Source organism: Bacillus cereus group sp. BceL220, from assembly GCF_051776965.1.
GTDB lineage: Bacteria > Bacillota > Bacilli > Bacillales > Bacillaceae_G > Bacillus_A > Bacillus_A cereus.
This window is the reverse complement of sequence record NZ_JBPWBC010000003.1, coordinates 500,519-516,491: the sequence shown is the minus strand read 5'-3', so window position 1 is coordinate 516,491 and position 15,973 is coordinate 500,519. Positions and strand designations below refer to the sequence as shown.

Below are 15,973 nucleotides of genomic sequence, written 5' to 3'. Positions count from 1 at the left end.
GCTCCTCTCTTACGCTTCTTGCTCTGTTGTTTCGTCTTCAATACCTAATTCTTTTTTAATCCAGTCGTAACCTTCAGCTTCTAGACGTTGTGCAAGCTCAGGGCCACCAGATTTAACGATACGACCGTTCATCATAACGTGAACGAAGTCTGGAGTGATGTAGTTTAATAAGCGTTGGTAATGCGTAATCATTAGGCAACCGAACTCTTCGCCGCGCATTTGGTTAATACCTTTAGATACAACTTTTAATGCATCGATATCAAGACCTGAGTCGATTTCATCTAAGATTGCGATTTTTGGCTCAATCATCATTAATTGAAGAATTTCGTTACGCTTTTTCTCTCCACCAGAGAAACCTTCGTTTAAGTAACGTTGTGCCATTTCTGGATCCATTTCTAGGAATTCCATGTTTTTATCTAATGTACGGATAAATTTCATAAGAGAAATTTCATCGCCTTCTTCACGACGTGCGTTAATTGCAGAACGTAAGAAGTCAGCGTTTGTTACTCCGCTAATTTCACTTGGATATTGCATTGCTAGGAATAGACCCGCTTGTGCGCGCTCGTCTACTTCCATTTCTAATACATCTTCACCGTCAATGATGATGCTACCTTCTGTTACTTCATACTTTGGGTGACCCATAATTGCAGAAGATAAAGTTGATTTACCTGTTCCGTTAGGTCCCATAATTGCGTGGATTTCTCCACCTTTTACTTCAAGGTTTACACCCTTTAAAATTTCTTTGCCGTCAATTGATACGTGTAAGTCTTTAACCGTTAATGTAGAACCAGCCATCTCAATACCTCCATTAATCCTATATATACATTTTAAAAATTCCTAAAACGTTCATATTCTCATTTTATTCTCATTCTAATTTTATATCAAATAAAATGATATCGCAAACGACGAAAAAAAGTAACCGTTTTTTCACAAATGTATATAAGTATTTCCTTTACATCTTTCTATGATACACCTTTCTTCTTATTTATATAAAGAAAAAAGGACTGGTAATTTCCCAGTCCTTTCCTTATATTTATTCACTTACCGGAAGTACAGCACCTTTATATTCTTTATTAATAAAATCTTGAATTTCTTTTGAATGTAACACTTCTACTAGCTCTTTAATTTCTTTTTTCTTCTCATCACCTTTACGAACTGCAATGATGTTTGCATACGGAGAGTCTGCTCCTTCAATCGCAATTGCATCCTTCGTTGGATTTAATTTTGCATCAATTGCATAGTTCGAATTAATGAATAAAGCATCTCCCTCATTATTTTCATACAACTTCGGTGAAAGTCCAGGTTCAACATCTGTTTTAAATTTTAAGTTTTTCGGATTTTCGACTACATCTTTTACTGTCGCCTTAACCACATCTACACCATCTTTAAGCTTAATCACGCCGCCTTTTTGTAACAATGCTAACATACGGCCACGCTCCGCTACGTTATTACTCATAATCACTGTCCCGCCATCTGGTAAGTCTTTTAAGCTTTTATATTTCTTAGAATAAATGCCCATTGGCTCTAAATGGATTTTTCCTGCGTTTACAATTTTATATCCTTTTTCTTGGATTTCTTTATCTAAGTAAGGAATGTGTTGGAAGTAGTTCGCATCAATTTCCTTATCCGCTAACGCTTTATTTGGCAACACATAATCTTGGAATTTTTTAATTTCTAATTTAATACCCTTTTTCTCTAATATCGGCTGTGCCTTTTCTAAAATAACAGCGTGTGGCACGTTAGAAGCTCCAACAACAAGCTTATTCTCATCTTTCCCTCCGCAAGCAGCTAATGTAAATACAGACAGCGCTGTAACAACTGACAATAGAATCTTTTTCATATGATGTCCCCTTCTCCCCAATAGTTATGTAGTTATGAAAAAGAGCTGGCATCAGACCAGCCCTTTTCAGCAATTATTCTTTTACAGGAACAACTGCCCCTTTATATTCTTTATTAATGAAGTCTTCAATTTCTTTAGAATGTAATACTTCTACAAGAGCTTTAATCTCTTTCTTATCTTTATCGCCTTTACGAACAGCTACTATGTTTGCGTACGGTGAATCATTTCCTTCAATTGCAATGGCATCTTTTTCTGGATTTAACTTTGCATCAATTGCATAGTTAGAGTTAATTAAAACAGCATCGCCTTCTTTATTGTTATACACTTGTGGCAATAAACCAGGCTCGATATCCGTTTTGAATTTTAGATTTTTCGGATTATCTGCAATATCTTTTGGAGTTGCTTTAACTGGATCTACCCCATCTTTAATTTTTAAAATGCCTTCTTTTTGTAAAATTGCTAAACCACGTCCATGGTCAGCCACAGAATTACTCATAATGATTGTTGCTCCGTCCGGAAGTTCTTTTAAGCTCTTATATTTTTGAGAATATACACCAATTGGCTCTAAATGAATTTTTCCTGCTACTTCAAAGTCATACTTTTTATCTTTAATTTCTTTTTCTAAATACGGAATGTGCTGGAAGTAGTTTGCATCTAAATCCTTATCCGCTAACGATTTATTTGGTAATACGTAGTCTTGGAATTTTTTAATTTCTAACTCGATTCCTTTTTTCTCAAGTAACGGTTTTGCCTTTTCTAAAATTTCAGCGTGCGGTACGTTAGAAGCACCAACAACAAGTTTCTTTTCATCTTTATCTTTCCCGCCACAAGCAGCTAAACCAAAAATTGAAGTTGAAATAAGTGCCGTAAGTAATAATTTTTTCATTTGAAACATCCTCCCGTTTTTTATTATCGTTTATCTATTCGAGTCGTTAAACTATCACCAATCCACTGAATTAAAAATACAACTAGTAATACACAAATTGTCGCAACGATTGTTACATCGTTATTCCCTCTCTGGAATCCTTCTAAGTAAGCAAGTGTTCCAAGACCACCAGCACCAACAACTCCCGCCATTGCTGTATAGCCTACTAAAGCAATTGTCGTAACCGTAATACCAGATACTAATGCTGGTAACGATTCTGGAATCAATACTTTTAAAATAATTGTGCTTGTTTTTGCTCCCATTGCTTTTGAAGCTTCAATTACACCTTTATCAATTTCGCGAAGTGCGATTTCAACCATTCTCGCGTAGAATGGTGCCGCTCCAATAATTAAAGCCGGTAGTGCTGCACTTGCTCCAAGAATTGTTCCAAGAAGAATCTTTGTGAATGGGATTAATAAAATAATTAAAATGATGAACGGTATAGAACGGAATATATTTACGAATGCTCCAATCACCGTATTAATTGATTTATTTTCCCATAAATTATCTTTCGCTGTCATGAAGAGTAACAATCCTAAAATTAGTCCTAAAACAAATGTCGCAAGAGCTGCGATTGCCGTCATATATAACGTTTCACCAGTTGCTTCTAACATTTGATTCCAATCAACATTTGCGAGTAACTTATCCATGTGCAATCACCTCCAGCTCTACTTGATCTTGATGAATTCCTTCTATTGCTTGCTGGATCGCTGTTTCCTCACCATTTAAATGAACAACTAAACTACCGTAAGAACCGTTATTCGTTTGTGCGATATTTCCTTGCAAAATGCTAACTTCTATATCACTGCGTTGCATCAATCGTTGAAGCACTGGTCTTTCTACAGCCTCACCGATAAACTGCAAACGAATCACTTTTCCATCTGGATATTTTTCAATTAAACTTTCAATCGTTTCATTTGTATCTTCAGAATCTGTTAACTGCTGTACAAATCGTTTCGTAATATCTTGCTTCGGATTACGGAATACATCAAGTACTGGACCCGTTTCTACAATCTTTCCTCTCTCCATTACCGCCACTCGATTACAAATCTTTCGAATTACGTGCATCTCATGTGTAATGAGTACAATTGTTAAACCAAGGCGCTTATTAATGTCTAATAGTAAATCCAAAATTTGATCTGTCGTTTCTGGATCAAGAGCTGACGTTGCTTCATCACATAAAAGTACTTGTGGGTTGTTAGCTAATGCTCTTGCAATCCCAACGCGTTGTTTTTGTCCCCCGCTCAGCTGAGATGGGTACGCGTCTCCTCTTCCTTCTAATCCAACAAGATGAATTAATTCATCAACACGTTTTCTTCTCTTCGTTTTATCAACACCTGCAATTTCAAGTGGAAACTCTATATTTTCACGTACAGTTCGTGACCAAAGTAAGTTGAAGTGCTGAAAAATCATTCCGATTTCTTGCCTTGCCTTACGAAGTTCACTTCCTGTAATTGCTGATATAACACGATTCGCAATTGTAATTTGGCCAGAAGTCGGTTTCTCTAACTGATTAAACAATCTGATTAAAGAACTTTTCCCAGCGCCGCTATATCCGATAACACCAAATATTTCGCCTTTTTCTATTTTTAAATTGGCGTTATCTACAGCAGTGACATCACCGCTTTTCGCCTTATATATTTTCCTTACATTCTCTAATAGAATCATGATGTTCACCCCTTTTTTGTTTAGGTCGACTCCGCAATTTTTTATTTTTAATGCGTGTAGTCCACTGTTATCATTACTTTTATTATTTGAATGTCCTCCACATTCAAACAATAAAAAAACCTTTCTGCTTTAGAGAAGCAGAAAGGTTTATATGCGTATATAACAACATTATCCCTCTCTCTCATCTCTCAAAGCATTCGCTTTGCAGGAATTGGCACCATTTCAACATAAGTTGACGGTTGCCGGGCTTCACAGGGCACAGTCCCTCCACCTCTCTTGATAAGAGAAATCAGATTCAATTTTCGTCTGATTTGAAATTTATGAAATTGTCTATATTTTATGACTTGAATTGTATCAATATACACTTACCATGTCAACAGAAATTTTCGCAAAAAATGAAACTTCAGAATTTTAAGCACCTACTGACATCGGTTTACATATATGAAACATTGATTCAACTAATAACATCGTTTGGTACGTTCCCGAATATTGTACACGCCCATCGTTCATTAACATTTGCAATCGTACATTTCCATTCACCAATTGCTCTATATCTTTTTCATCTAAGCAAATGATTTGTTCCGTTCCTCTTTCCTCTTGTAGCAGCTCTATATAATCTCTTGAAATTTGTAACGAACAACTTTCATCTCTAAAGCGGAAATTAACAGTTTTCTCCTCTCGTCTTAAAAGCGGCTCTAAATGATATTGACCATTAGCGTAATTTACAAATGATTGAAGCAAAGAATATAATTTCACCCTAAATCACATCCTTCATATCACTTTCTATTACATACCATTCCCTCTCAATAAAGAGCAATCCTGTTATTTTCGCTCGACAAATACTGTATCCATCCTGCATCTCGACATATTTCCCAAGAAATATGTCGAGGCGGCAAAAATTTTGCCGCCTACTTTAATTCCGTATATAAATATTCAACCGAATGAAATGCATATATCTTCTTCATCAGTGTCCCATTTTCAAAAACAAGTAAACAAGGTACACTTTCAATCCCATACTCTTTCGCTAAATGCGGAGCATAATTTAAATCTAACATCCCAATTTTGAGGCCTTCAATTGTCATCTCAACGACTGTTAACATCTTTTTTGCTAATTGGCATGTTCCACACATTGGAGTATATACATATAACACTGTTTTTTCTTCATTCTCTATTAGGGCTGTAGCTTCGGCTCCTGTCCAATCGATCACTTCTATCATTCCTTACCGTAAATATTCTGTATAAACGTCAATGTCGGCTCCCCATAATACATTTGCTAAGTGTGTAGATGGCGCAGTTGCCACTTCTCGGTACGAGCGATCAATATAGATATGCTCGGCTTGCGGAAATTCTTTTCGAAATTGTTTCCTTAACTTTTCTCCAGCATCATCAGCATCTACTAGCACATACACTTCCTTATCAAAAAACTGATCAACGAGCTCATCCATTTTCGACAAACCAATTGTACCATTTGTACAAACAATTTCCACTGGTTCACGAATAATAGATTCAATCTTTCTTCTATCTGATGTACCTTCTACAATAATGACTTTTTCCACATAAATCATATGTCATCACCCGATCACCATATACTATACAACCTTGAACTTAGTATATAGTATATTCGTTATTTTCATGTTGTTTCCTGTTTATTTTTGCAAAAGAAAAGCGGAAGCGGCTCGTTTAGAACAGGAATGCACCCGAACTCCTTCACTCAAGGCTCTTTTCGCCTCAAGTGAAGGAGTGAAATGCCCAACTTTTTATTCCTTTTGGCTAAAGTTATTTCGCACAGAAAACGCTTTTTTGTCTTCTTGTGCAGAAGATTCTTAGACGTGAAAAGCTAGACAACGAAAAGCAAAAGCGGCTAGACCTGCATAAAGATTAAACGAAAAAGTTTTTTTCAAAAAACGTTCTCCTACACGATAATTAGTATATGATTCTACATTCATTATTTTACACAAAATAAAAAAGGACAGCACAAAGGCTGTCCTTTAGTCGACTATAATTAGTCTTGGTTTGTCATTTCTGCGTATTTTTCTGCAGTTAATAACTTCTCAACTTGGCTTGCATCAGAAAGTTCAACTTTAACCATCCATGCACCCTCGTATGGAGATTCGTTAACAAGTTCTGGTTGGTCACTTAATTCTTCGTTTACTGCTACAACTTTACCGCTTACAGGTGCGTATAACTCAGAAACTGTTTTAACAGATTCTACGCTTCCGAATGGCTCGTCAGCTTCGATTGTTGCACCTACTTCAGGAAGTTCAACGAATACGATATCGCCTAGCTCACCTTGTGCAAAGTGAGTGATACCGATAACAACTTCATTACCTTCAGTTTTTACCCATTCGTGTTCTTCAGAGTAACGTAAATTATTTGGAATGCTCATGACTGTACCTCCAGTGAATGTATTAATTATGTAAAAATACCTTATTGGTACTTTTTCCACACACTTTCAAACTGCTCTTCGTTAAAACCAAGTGTTACATTCGTTCCATCTGTTACAATTGGACGTTTGATCAACATGCCATCAGATGCTAAAAGCTCATACATTTCGTCTTCGCTTGCATCTTTCAACTTATCTTTTAGACCAAGTTCACGGTAACGCATTCCACTTGTATTAAAGAATTTTTTTAATGGTAATTCACTTTTTTCATGTAAATTACGTAAATCTTCTTTTGATGGTGGATTTTCAACAATATGAATCATCTCATATGCTACATCGTTTGCCTCAAACCATTTCTTTGCCTTTTGACATGTGCCACACTTTGGATATGAATAAAATGTTACTGTCATAAATTCACCTACTTTTTTACTAACCTTTACCTTTATCATATAGAAAACGTTTTATTATTTCAAACCATTATTCGCTAAACTTTTACTTATTTCGTGATAATTTTTAATAATCCTGCGAATTTTTCTTATTTTTCCGCCATTTGTTAAGAAAAAAATAAATATATAAAATTTTTTAAATTCTGCACCAAACATATATCTTAAACAAGCGTTTGATTAATTCTTCATTTTTCTTTGTTGACCTTTGAACTACATGAGTTTCTTTCTACCGAACATACAGCTTAAACAAACGTTTGATTAATTCTCCATTTTTCTTTGTTAACCTTTGAGCTGCATCGGTTTCTTCCTACCGAACATACAGCTTAAACAAACGTTTGATTAACTCCCTATTTTTCTTTACTAACCCTTGGGCTGCATCGGTTTCTTCCTATAGTCACAAAACCTGGAAACAATTCACATGACAAAGGCGTACAGATAAAAGGAACTAACGATTTTGGCCGTAATAGTGAGAGAATTCCATGATGATTAAGAAATTACTACAAAGAAAAGCCATGAATAAACATGACTTTCATAGCATAATCACTTCTATATTCAATACAAATTAAAGTGAATTATATTTCTTTACTTTTAAAGGAATAGATATTACATATAAATCTATTGCATAAGTAATAATCAAAATCCCTTTTCCTTCATCAGCAAATTTTGCTTGCAGAAACTTTTCTGAAACTTTCCTTTTTCCCCATCTCTTTGGAAGGTATTCGAATCCTAAGAACATAATAATAGCCCAATACTCATTAACTTAACTACTTTTCTTTTTTCCATGATATTTCAAATTCTCCACCATGTTCTTCTGTTATAATTTTAACTTTATATGTATCATCTTTAGACACTTTAATATTATTTTCGCCTTTTCCACTATTAACTTCCAGTATTGTATTATCATCTGAATCTAAAACATAAGCCTTTATGGTTCCTTGCTTAGTTTTATCATCAAAAGTAAATATCCAACTTTCACCTTTTTTTACATCCATATCTTGAGTTGCAAAACCTGTGAAACTTTTATACTTTCCATCTATACTATTTGAACCTCCATGAACCTTACCACCAACAATCGTTCCCTCTCTTGTAAAACAACCACTAAGAACCACCAAACATAGAACAAATAATAATGTATTTTTAATAGTTTTCAACATCATTCCCCCTTATTCTCACAATAAATACCCCCTATTTCCATTCAAAAAAACTATAGCATCTATAATATTATTTTAACTCTTCACGCAACTCCATTTACATATCCAGTAAAAATCACCTCTGATATATGTTCATGATTAAAAAACATATTATATTCGGTTGAAATATTTCCGATAGGATAATAACAAGCTACATAATCCCAAGTTTTCTTAGTTTTTGAATCTTCTTGTTTTCTATCATATATCATCAATGGTTGTTCCCATGTTTTAAATTTCACAGCTGAACCAATCGGAAGTAATGTATCTTTCTCTACTTTCTCCATTTTAATTCACCTCTTTATTTAATGAAAAATTTACCTATTTTATATAAAATTAAAAAACTAATAGGAACTGTAATTAAATATATCAATGAAAAGATTATTTTTCTTTTAAATTATATGTAACATCAAACATTGTAAAAATAATAGTACCAAAAAAACAAATAACAAAAAGAATTATTAAAATTTTTTTCAAACTTTCTAAAGTCATAAAAAATAATCCTTTTTATTTTATCTTTACTTCAACACCTGTACCCACAGGACTAGCTCCAGGCCCCCAAGGGAAATTTACTTTAAATCCACTTGAACTTACCTTAAAAGAACCACCCGTTTGTCCAAGTGAGGGTGAACCCCGATATGTAAATCATGATTTGTAAATGGTATAGGTATATCTATACCCACTTCATATTTTGCTAAAGAGGCCTCCTCCCCAAGTTCAAAACCATTTTTATCTATTTTATCAGCAACTTCTGTATTCCCCATACTTAAACTAGCTTCTACATAAAAAAATAAGAAGCCTCGTTTACAGGCTCCTTCATCATCGACTTAAGTAATCCGAAATGGTTTGAAATACTACTATATACATATTATGAATATTTCGATCGGAAACAGTATCATTATATAATCCCATACCCCAATATTGACCTTCAGGGTTCCCCATATTTACAAACCCTTGCGTATACGTCATCGTTTTATCCTTTGGGGTATTATCATAATCTAAATCCTTGTTAGTAAAAATTAAATACGGTCTATCTTGCAAACCAATAAAAAATACCGGCTTCTTTAACGATAAAAATAAGTCCGTATACTGCTCCTTTGATGCCTCTTTAAAGTATTCTTTCATAACGAAAAAACCATCAACTTTTGCTGATTTCTCCTGCATTTCTTCTAACTTTATACTTTCAAACTTTACATTCCTAAACGTATCTTTCGGCTTTTCTCCAACAACTCCAATTACGAGTGCTCTTCCGTTATATTCTAATTTTTCTCCTTCGTTATTCTTTGCACACCCAGCACCTACTAGGCATAACAATATAAAAACTAAAAAATATGATAAACGCTTCATTTAGCACCCTCCCCCTTCTTTTTAGTCAAGTGACAAAAACGTAAGGTTAATTCAAGAAAATGTAAGTAAAATCGATAGCCCAATTCACGTTTCTATATTATAATCAATTGAATTTACTTACATTACTAAACATAGGAGATCAACATGAAGAAATTTAAACTTTCATCTTTTCTTCCGTTAAGTTATATACTTCTACTCGTACTCGTAAGTCCCCTTTACGACGTATTAAATAAATCGACTGTTCACGCAGTAGACGTTACAACTGTAGTAGATGATTGGATTCCATTTGTAAAAGCATTTATTATTCCTTATTTACTTTGGTTTCCATACTTATACGGCGCACTTATTTATTACTGCTTCGCTGACCGAAAGCAATATTATGTCACTTTAAGTAGTGTTATTTTTGGAAAGCTTGCTTGTTTTTCTATTTATTATTTTTGGCAAACAACTGTACCGCGTCCGACTGTCGTTGGAACAGATGTATTTTCTGAACTAGTTCGCTATATTTATAGTATCGATCAACCGGTAAACTGTTTCCCTAGCATTCACGTTCTTACTACATTTGTAATTATGTTAGCTGCCTTTAAGCGTAGAGAGCAACATGCTTTTGAATATTACATCCTTACTTTCTTCGGTACACTTATTATTTTATCAACGCTATTTACGAAGCAACATGCCTTTGTAGATGCCGTTTCTGGAATGACACTCGCAAGCATACTATACTTCGGCGTTCAACTCTTATTGGCCAAAGAACCAATAAGAGTTCCAGTAAAACAAAATCATAGAATGTAACATGACAAAAAAGCAGACTGTGGCTTCTCAGTCTGCTTTTATCTATTATTAAGGAGATTTTCAATTTAAGATTGTGGTACAGTCATATCACCAGAATGAATACGACCTGCTTTTTTAAGAACAATGTAAAGTATATAAGAAACAGCTACTGGAATGACGATATAAGTAATTACCATCGCCGGGAGAACTTCCCATCCTTCGCTGGAAATTAAATTAATTGGTGCGATAAGAGAACTTAATCCAAGACCTGCAATTTCTTTTCCTGCTTCCAGTTGGAAAATTAATGCGGATACCGGACCGACTATAGCACTGGCGACGACAGTTGGGACGAGAATCATTGGATTTTTAGTGATATTTGGCAACTGTACTTTCGGAGTACAAAGAGCTTGAGCTAATATGCCACCTAAATTGTTTTCTTTTGCTGAGATGACAGAGAATCCGATAAACTGAGCGACGCATCCGGCAAGAGCTGCACCACCTGCAACACCGTCTAAGCTAAGTGCGATCGCTAACGCAGCTGATGAAGCTGGAGAGATAAGTAATAGTCCCCAAACTACTGCAATGACGATAGAAGCGATAAACGGGCTACCAGCTGAGCTATCTTTAATAAACGCTCCAACTGCATTTAAAACAGGAGTAATATTATGAGATAACCAAATACCAACTAAACCAGAACCTAATATGGCCGCAAATGGAACGAGCATCATATCTAAAGCAGTTTTTCCGCTTAAACGTTTACCAATATATACAGCTAAAGTTGCTGTTAATAACGCACCGATTGGCTCACCTGTTTTAATAATTAGACCAGCTTCAGTAATTGAAATGGATCCGGCACCAATCGCTCCAGCTACCATAGCCGAGAAGATTACAAGACCATTTGCACCGAGCATAAAAGCAATTCCAGCACCAATGGCCGGTGCCATAAGTGATTTTGCAACAACTCCGATTGTAATAAGCAACGGAATATCAACAATTCTTCCTATATTTTCGATTAGTAAACCAATTCCGAGGGATACGAAAATACCTTGTGCGATTCCAGCAGATGCTTTAAATACACGAGACATTATATATTCCTTCATTTGTTTCACCTTCTTCTATAAGTTAGTAACCAATTGTTTTCATATAATCACGTAAAATATCGTTTGATTTTGCGAATCGAGATTCTTCATCCTCTGTTAAATTGAGTTCTACAACTTCTCTTATACCGTCTCTAGTAATAATAGCTGGTACTCCTGTACAAATATCGTATTCACCGTACTCACCATCTAAAATGGCTGATACAGCAATGACACGATGATCATCATTAAAGATTGAGCTTGCAATATATGCTAGAGAATTTCCGATTCCGTAATAAGTAGTTCCTTTACGTTTATAAATTTCCCATCCGGCTTTTGCAGTCTTCTCAACGATTTCATCTAAATCTATTTCACCAAATCGTTCTTTTTGTTCTTCTAAAATTTGCAGAATTGGCTTTCCACCAACAGTTACATGAGACCAAGCAACCATTTGAGAATCACCATGTTCTCCTAATGAATACCCATGAATACTACGAGGGTCTACATGTAGCATTTCAGATAAAATTGTTCTTAAGCGAGAAGAATCTAGTGATGTACCAGTACCGATTACGCGATTTCTAGGTAATCCAGATAATTTCCAAACTTGATATGTAATAATATCAACTGGGTTCGATGCAAGTAAGAAAATACCATCAAATCCACTTTCCATTACGCCACCAACAACACTTTCCATAATCTTCGCACTCGCTCCTAAAGTATCTAAGCGACTTTGCCCTGGTTTTGGTGCTGGACCTGCTGTAATAATAACGATGTCCATATCTTTGCAGTCTTCATAGCTTCCTGCATATACTTTTGTTCTTGTATTTGTAAAGTTAATGCAATGTGATAAATCCATTGCTTCCCCAACTGCACGTTCATGATTTATATCAATTAATAATAGCTCTTCGCAAATCCCTTGATTTACAATGGAATACGCACAACTTGATCCAACTAATCCAGTACCGATAATTGCAATTTTTCTTGTATGTCTTTTCATAGCAATCTCTCCTAAGTGATCATATAATCTATTTCTTTTGTTCTTTACACTCTTAATTATAGAGGTTCTCACGATAGAAACCATGGATACTTTGTGAAATATTGAACAAAGTGTTTGTCCTTTTTGTGAATTGTTATATTCCATTTTCGTCATATTTGTTACAACTGGAAAAATATTTATTATGTATTTATTGACATACAAAAAAATAAAACGAGCGAATCTATTTTCGCCCGTTTTTTCATCCAATTATTCTGCACTTAACTGACTTTTTAATTGCTGCACGATCATCGGATTAGCAGGTGCTGCCGGTTTGTAATAACTCTTTTGCTTTGCGTACTCATACATATTACGTTGGCGCGCCTCATCTTGATTACGAATTTGGATTAACGTTTGATGTAACTGTTCATTATCAGACTGAGCAATATAATTTGCATAGCTTGTTAAACTTGCATTCAATCCTGCTAAATAATCATTTACCATATCTTTTTCATTCATCTTTCTCTTCCTCCTATCCTAGGAAAGTCATTAATTGCTGTTTCGTATTTCGTGCATCTTGCGCATCTTTTTGTAGCATTTGTTTCAGTTGTGGATCTGTACACGTCTGTGCATACTGCTCCAACTTGTTAATAATGGTAGCGTGTCCACCAATCAAATGACGTAAATTTTCTACTTCAAGCTCTGTTAAGTTTTGCATATAACATACCCGCCTTTCTTTGTTCATTCATCATTAGTATTTGGTTCTTTTTGGATTGTATTCATCAACTTTTCCCACATATAAACAAAATAAAAGATGAATAGCTAGGCCATTCATCTTTTATGCTAAATATTCATTCAATTTTATAAAGAAACAATCATACTTATACTCACAAGTAGGTTCCATACAATATGTAAAATGATGCTAGGTAAAATAGATTGTGTTTTCTTATATAACATAGCAAATACAATCCCCATAATCATTGCCGTAACCGGAAAACCACCATGAAGAATCCCAAAGATAAAGGAAGAAATAATGATACCAACTAGAAAACTATATTTCTTTTCAAAAAATCGATACAAAATACCTCTATATAAAATTTCTTCTTTAATTGGTGTAATTATAGCAACACTTAACACATATATAATACTTTGTAGACTATTTTGAAGTCCTAAGCTCCCTAATTGATCTCGTTGCTGCTCTGCACTTTCAAAGCTAAACAACTCTAACATTACATACTGAGTTAATGCAATGATGATAAAACCTATTAATAAATACAAGTAGGTTTTCCCATTTTTTAAAATAGATACATCCCATATGTTCTTAATAAAATGAAGCACTGGTTTATACGCAAATAAAACAATAGTAACAACAGCTGCATCAAATAGAAGTAAATAATATCCCTCTAAATTAGCACGTAATACCTCTTCTCCAAAAATTCCAAGGGCTAAAGCAAGGAATAATCCCCCTAAGAGTGAGAACCCTAGAATGCTTGCAATCGTTACAACTAGATTTTTATATGTTATGTTATCTACTTCTCTTTCTGCATTATACGCGTCTAATACTGTTTTTCTCATACTATTCCTCCATTTGTTTTCATTACCTTAACAAAAACCCTTTAATACAAATATATAGATAATATAACAAATTTTTCAAAAAGAATAATATGCAATTTTACATATCATGAAAGCTTTGTATTATATAGTTTTTGGAATTAGATTACTATAGAATAATTATTAGATGAAATTCCAAAAATTTCTTATCTATCCACCATAACCCTCGCATCATATAAATTTTATTAGTTAAAGGAGCAATGAACATGAAAACACATGACTTCCTTACAGGAATCCAGAAGGGCTCTGAGCCTAGTCCATATCAAGATCCTATTGCTTTTATTTTCGTTTGCCTTTCCGTAGCTATATACACATTTTTCAAACCTGCTAAATAATATCATGTAATGAGAAAAAGCCTACCGTTCTTTTTGAATCATATGCACTAAAAAACCTTAGAATCACTTCTAAGGTTTTTGTTTGCCTCGCTTCTTATTCACGTAATCCTTTAATAAACGTTTCCAATAATACATGTAAACTTATATCCAGATCTAACGGCAAACCAAATCCGCCTTGCTGTTCAATCGAAGCAAATCCATGACAAATACTTCTGAATCCGCGTGTCGCATGAAGTGCATTCTCTCCTTCTAAGCTATACTGTTGTAAAACTCGAAGACAAAGCTTTACAATTTCGTCACCTGCTTTTCTTACTTCTTCATCTCGTAAAAAAGTTGCTTCATATAGTCCAGGATGTTTTCGGACAAATGCTACATACGCTTCTCCTAATGCATGAATTGCTTCATCCATACGTTTATCCTCGGCCGCTTCTTCCAGTTTGTTATGCAGCTGTTTTATTCCGTAAATACCAAGATTTTTCCTTACATCTTGTAACCCTTTTACATGATTATATAGTGAGGGCGAACGTATCCCTAACCTTTGCGCTAATGAAGCTAATGTTACTTCGTGTATTCCATTTGTATCTGCAATTTCTGCAGCTGTTTCTACAATTTTCTGTAATGTAAGTCCGATTCTCGGTGACATAAATTACCCCTCTTTCTTACTTTCTATATTCCGCTTCGCTTCCTTAATAGAAAGCTCTATGACGGCCCCTGGATTCTTTATCATTTTTCCGTGCCCTGCCGCAAGCAAGGAAGGTTCATATTCGCTTAGCTTCTGTGCACTTTGTAATGATATTTCTTTGCTCCACGTTGCCATCGCTGGAAACGGAAACCAAAATTTCATTTGTCCCGAAACAGCCATACCTCCTCTTGTTTGAAATGCATCCCCAACAATAAGAGCTTTATTTCGTACATCAAGAAACGACATGGATCCTGGTGTATGTCCCGGTGTCATAATTGCAAGAAGCGATCCAACTCGGTCGCCATCTTCTAATAAAACATCAGGTACCGTTTTTACTTTTTTAGGTACACCGCCTTTTATCGGTATATTCGGTTCATCCTTTTGTAACATCGTATCTCCTTCTAACAGCTTTGCATCCCGCTTAGAAATATGGACTGGAACATGAGGAAGTACTTCCTTTAATGCATCTAATGCACCGATGTGATCATCATGCGCATGTGTTAATACAATCTTAGTAATTGGTTTTCCTATTTTCTCAGCCGCCTGTAAAATACCTTTTGCGCTATATGGCAAAGCCGCGTCAATTAAAGTTAAACCATCATCTTCCTCTACAAAGTAACAATTTACAGGAAACGCTCTTGGCAAAAATGACAATTGATATAACGTTTTTTCATGTATCATCCTCATAGTCCCATCTCCCTTTTCACAAAAACTAATACCATTAGTTTT

General features: G+C 34.9%; 21 protein-coding genes, 2 pseudogenes and 1 riboswitch. Of the genes and pseudogenes, 1 reads left to right on the top strand and 22 read right to left on the bottom strand.

What is annotated here, in order from left to right; all coding sequences use genetic code 11:
* Positions 1–9: 9 nt before the first annotated feature.
* The 15 genes and pseudogenes from sufC to ACS2FK_RS11555 form a co-directional block, all read right to left on the bottom strand.
* Positions 10–795, bottom strand: coding sequence for a Fe-S cluster assembly ATPase SufC (sufC, locus tag ACS2FK_RS11625; protein ID WP_000929163.1), 786 nt, complete (start codon positions 793–795; stop codon positions 10–12).
* Positions 796–1,033: 238 nt separating this feature from the next.
* Positions 1,034–1,840, bottom strand: a complete 807-nt coding sequence (gene metQ, locus ACS2FK_RS11620; RefSeq protein WP_000722397.1) for a methionine ABC transporter substrate-binding lipoprotein MetQ — start codon at positions 1,838–1,840, stop codon at positions 1,034–1,036.
* A gap of 73 nt (positions 1,841–1,913) precedes the next feature.
* Positions 1,914–2,726 carry a methionine ABC transporter substrate-binding lipoprotein MetQ gene (gene metQ / locus ACS2FK_RS11615; RefSeq protein ID WP_000735081.1) on the bottom strand — a complete coding sequence of 271 codons (813 nt, stop codon included), beginning with the start codon at positions 2,724–2,726 and terminating at the stop codon, positions 1,914–1,916.
* Between the two features lie 23 nt (positions 2,727–2,749).
* A complete protein-coding gene (locus ACS2FK_RS11610) occupies positions 2,750–3,415 on the bottom strand; it encodes a methionine ABC transporter permease (RefSeq protein WP_000359401.1) in 666 nt (221 codons plus the stop codon).
* Positions 3,408–4,433: a methionine ABC transporter ATP-binding protein gene (locus ACS2FK_RS11605; RefSeq protein ID WP_000601791.1), complete on the bottom strand. Its 1,026-nt coding sequence runs from the start codon at positions 4,431–4,433 to the stop codon at positions 3,408–3,410. The genes ACS2FK_RS11610 and ACS2FK_RS11605 overlap by 8 nt, the downstream gene beginning before the upstream one ends.
* Positions 4,434–4,611: 178 nt before the next feature.
* A riboswitch (SAM riboswitch) is annotated at positions 4,612–4,719 on the bottom strand.
* Positions 4,720–4,844: 125 nt separating this feature from the next.
* Complete coding sequence (locus ACS2FK_RS11600; protein WP_000781229.1) at positions 4,845–5,189, bottom strand: hypothetical protein; 345 nt, start codon at positions 5,187–5,189, stop codon at positions 4,845–4,847.
* A 152-nt stretch (positions 5,190–5,341) separates the two neighbouring features.
* Positions 5,342–5,650: a thioredoxin family protein gene (locus ACS2FK_RS11595; protein WP_002025020.1), complete on the bottom strand. Its 309-nt coding sequence runs from the start codon at positions 5,648–5,650 to the stop codon at positions 5,342–5,344.
* A 3-nt stretch (positions 5,651–5,653) separates the two neighbouring features.
* Positions 5,654–5,998 carry a toprim domain-containing protein gene (locus ACS2FK_RS11590; protein WP_000640870.1) on the bottom strand — a complete coding sequence of 115 codons (345 nt, stop codon included), beginning with the start codon at positions 5,996–5,998 and terminating at the stop codon, positions 5,654–5,656.
* 437 nt (positions 5,999–6,435) lie between these two features.
* Entirely contained in the window at positions 6,436–6,819 is a 384-nt protein-coding gene (gene gcvH / locus ACS2FK_RS11585; RefSeq protein WP_000026896.1) for a glycine cleavage system protein GcvH, read from the bottom strand.
* Between the two features lie 41 nt (positions 6,820–6,860).
* The gene (locus ACS2FK_RS11580; protein ID WP_000218968.1) at positions 6,861–7,226 is read right to left on the bottom strand and encodes an arsenate reductase family protein; all 366 of its coding nucleotides are present in this window, start codon (positions 7,224–7,226) and stop codon (positions 6,861–6,863) included.
* Between the two features lie 800 nt (positions 7,227–8,026).
* Complete coding sequence (locus ACS2FK_RS11575) at positions 8,027–8,416, bottom strand: hypothetical protein (RefSeq protein ID WP_000920743.1); 390 nt, start codon at positions 8,414–8,416, stop codon at positions 8,027–8,029.
* An 80-nt stretch (positions 8,417–8,496) separates the two neighbouring features.
* Positions 8,497–8,736 carry a DUF4176 domain-containing protein gene (locus ACS2FK_RS11570; protein WP_003272334.1) on the bottom strand — a complete coding sequence of 80 codons (240 nt, stop codon included), beginning with the start codon at positions 8,734–8,736 and terminating at the stop codon, positions 8,497–8,499.
* 14 nt (positions 8,737–8,750) lie between these two features.
* Positions 8,751–8,941: pseudogene (locus ACS2FK_RS11565) on the bottom strand (hypothetical protein).
* A 15-nt stretch (positions 8,942–8,956) separates the two neighbouring features.
* A pseudogene (locus ACS2FK_RS11560) lies at positions 8,957–9,213 on the bottom strand (hypothetical protein).
* Positions 9,214–9,268: 55 nt separating this feature from the next.
* Positions 9,269–9,796: a hypothetical protein gene (locus ACS2FK_RS11555; RefSeq protein WP_000826910.1), complete on the bottom strand. Its 528-nt coding sequence runs from the start codon at positions 9,794–9,796 to the stop codon at positions 9,269–9,271.
* 144 nt (positions 9,797–9,940) lie between these two features.
* On the opposite strand from ACS2FK_RS11555, the gene ACS2FK_RS11550 reads away from it, so the two are divergent.
* Positions 9,941–10,588 carry a phosphatase PAP2 family protein gene (locus tag ACS2FK_RS11550; RefSeq protein ID WP_000713772.1) on the top strand — a complete coding sequence of 216 codons (648 nt, stop codon included), beginning with the start codon at positions 9,941–9,943 and terminating at the stop codon, positions 10,586–10,588.
* Positions 10,589–10,653: 65 nt separating this feature from the next.
* Here the strand turns inward: ACS2FK_RS11550 and ACS2FK_RS11545 are convergent, their stop codons facing one another.
* The 7 genes from ACS2FK_RS11545 to ACS2FK_RS11515 all read right to left on the bottom strand — a co-directional run bounded on the left by ACS2FK_RS11545 (position 10,654) and on the right by ACS2FK_RS11515 (position 15,931).
* Positions 10,654–11,667 (bottom strand): PTS transporter subunit IIC, encoded by a 1,014-nt coding sequence (locus ACS2FK_RS11545; RefSeq protein ID WP_063548949.1) that lies wholly within the window; start codon positions 11,665–11,667, stop codon positions 10,654–10,656.
* A 22-nt stretch (positions 11,668–11,689) separates the two neighbouring features.
* A complete protein-coding gene (locus tag ACS2FK_RS11540; RefSeq protein ID WP_000820660.1) occupies positions 11,690–12,640 on the bottom strand; it encodes an L-lactate dehydrogenase in 951 nt (316 codons plus the stop codon).
* 246 nt (positions 12,641–12,886) lie between these two features.
* Positions 12,887–13,135 (bottom strand): spore coat protein, encoded by a 249-nt coding sequence (locus ACS2FK_RS11535; protein WP_001002981.1) that lies wholly within the window; start codon positions 13,133–13,135, stop codon positions 12,887–12,889.
* Positions 13,136–13,148: 13 nt separating this feature from the next.
* The gene (locus ACS2FK_RS11530) at positions 13,149–13,334 is read right to left on the bottom strand and encodes a hypothetical protein (protein WP_001180555.1); all 186 of its coding nucleotides are present in this window, start codon (positions 13,332–13,334) and stop codon (positions 13,149–13,151) included.
* A gap of 143 nt (positions 13,335–13,477) precedes the next feature.
* Entirely contained in the window at positions 13,478–14,191 is a 714-nt protein-coding gene (locus tag ACS2FK_RS11525) for a CPBP family intramembrane glutamic endopeptidase (protein WP_001232991.1), read from the bottom strand.
* 465 nt (positions 14,192–14,656) lie between these two features.
* On the bottom strand, positions 14,657–15,205 hold the full coding sequence (locus tag ACS2FK_RS11520) for a TetR/AcrR family transcriptional regulator (protein WP_063548951.1): 549 nt from the start codon (positions 15,203–15,205) through the stop codon (positions 14,657–14,659).
* A gap of 3 nt (positions 15,206–15,208) precedes the next feature.
* Positions 15,209–15,931, bottom strand: a complete 723-nt coding sequence (locus tag ACS2FK_RS11515) for an MBL fold metallo-hydrolase (RefSeq protein WP_063548953.1) — start codon at positions 15,929–15,931, stop codon at positions 15,209–15,211.
* Positions 15,932–15,973: the final 42 nt, after the last annotated feature.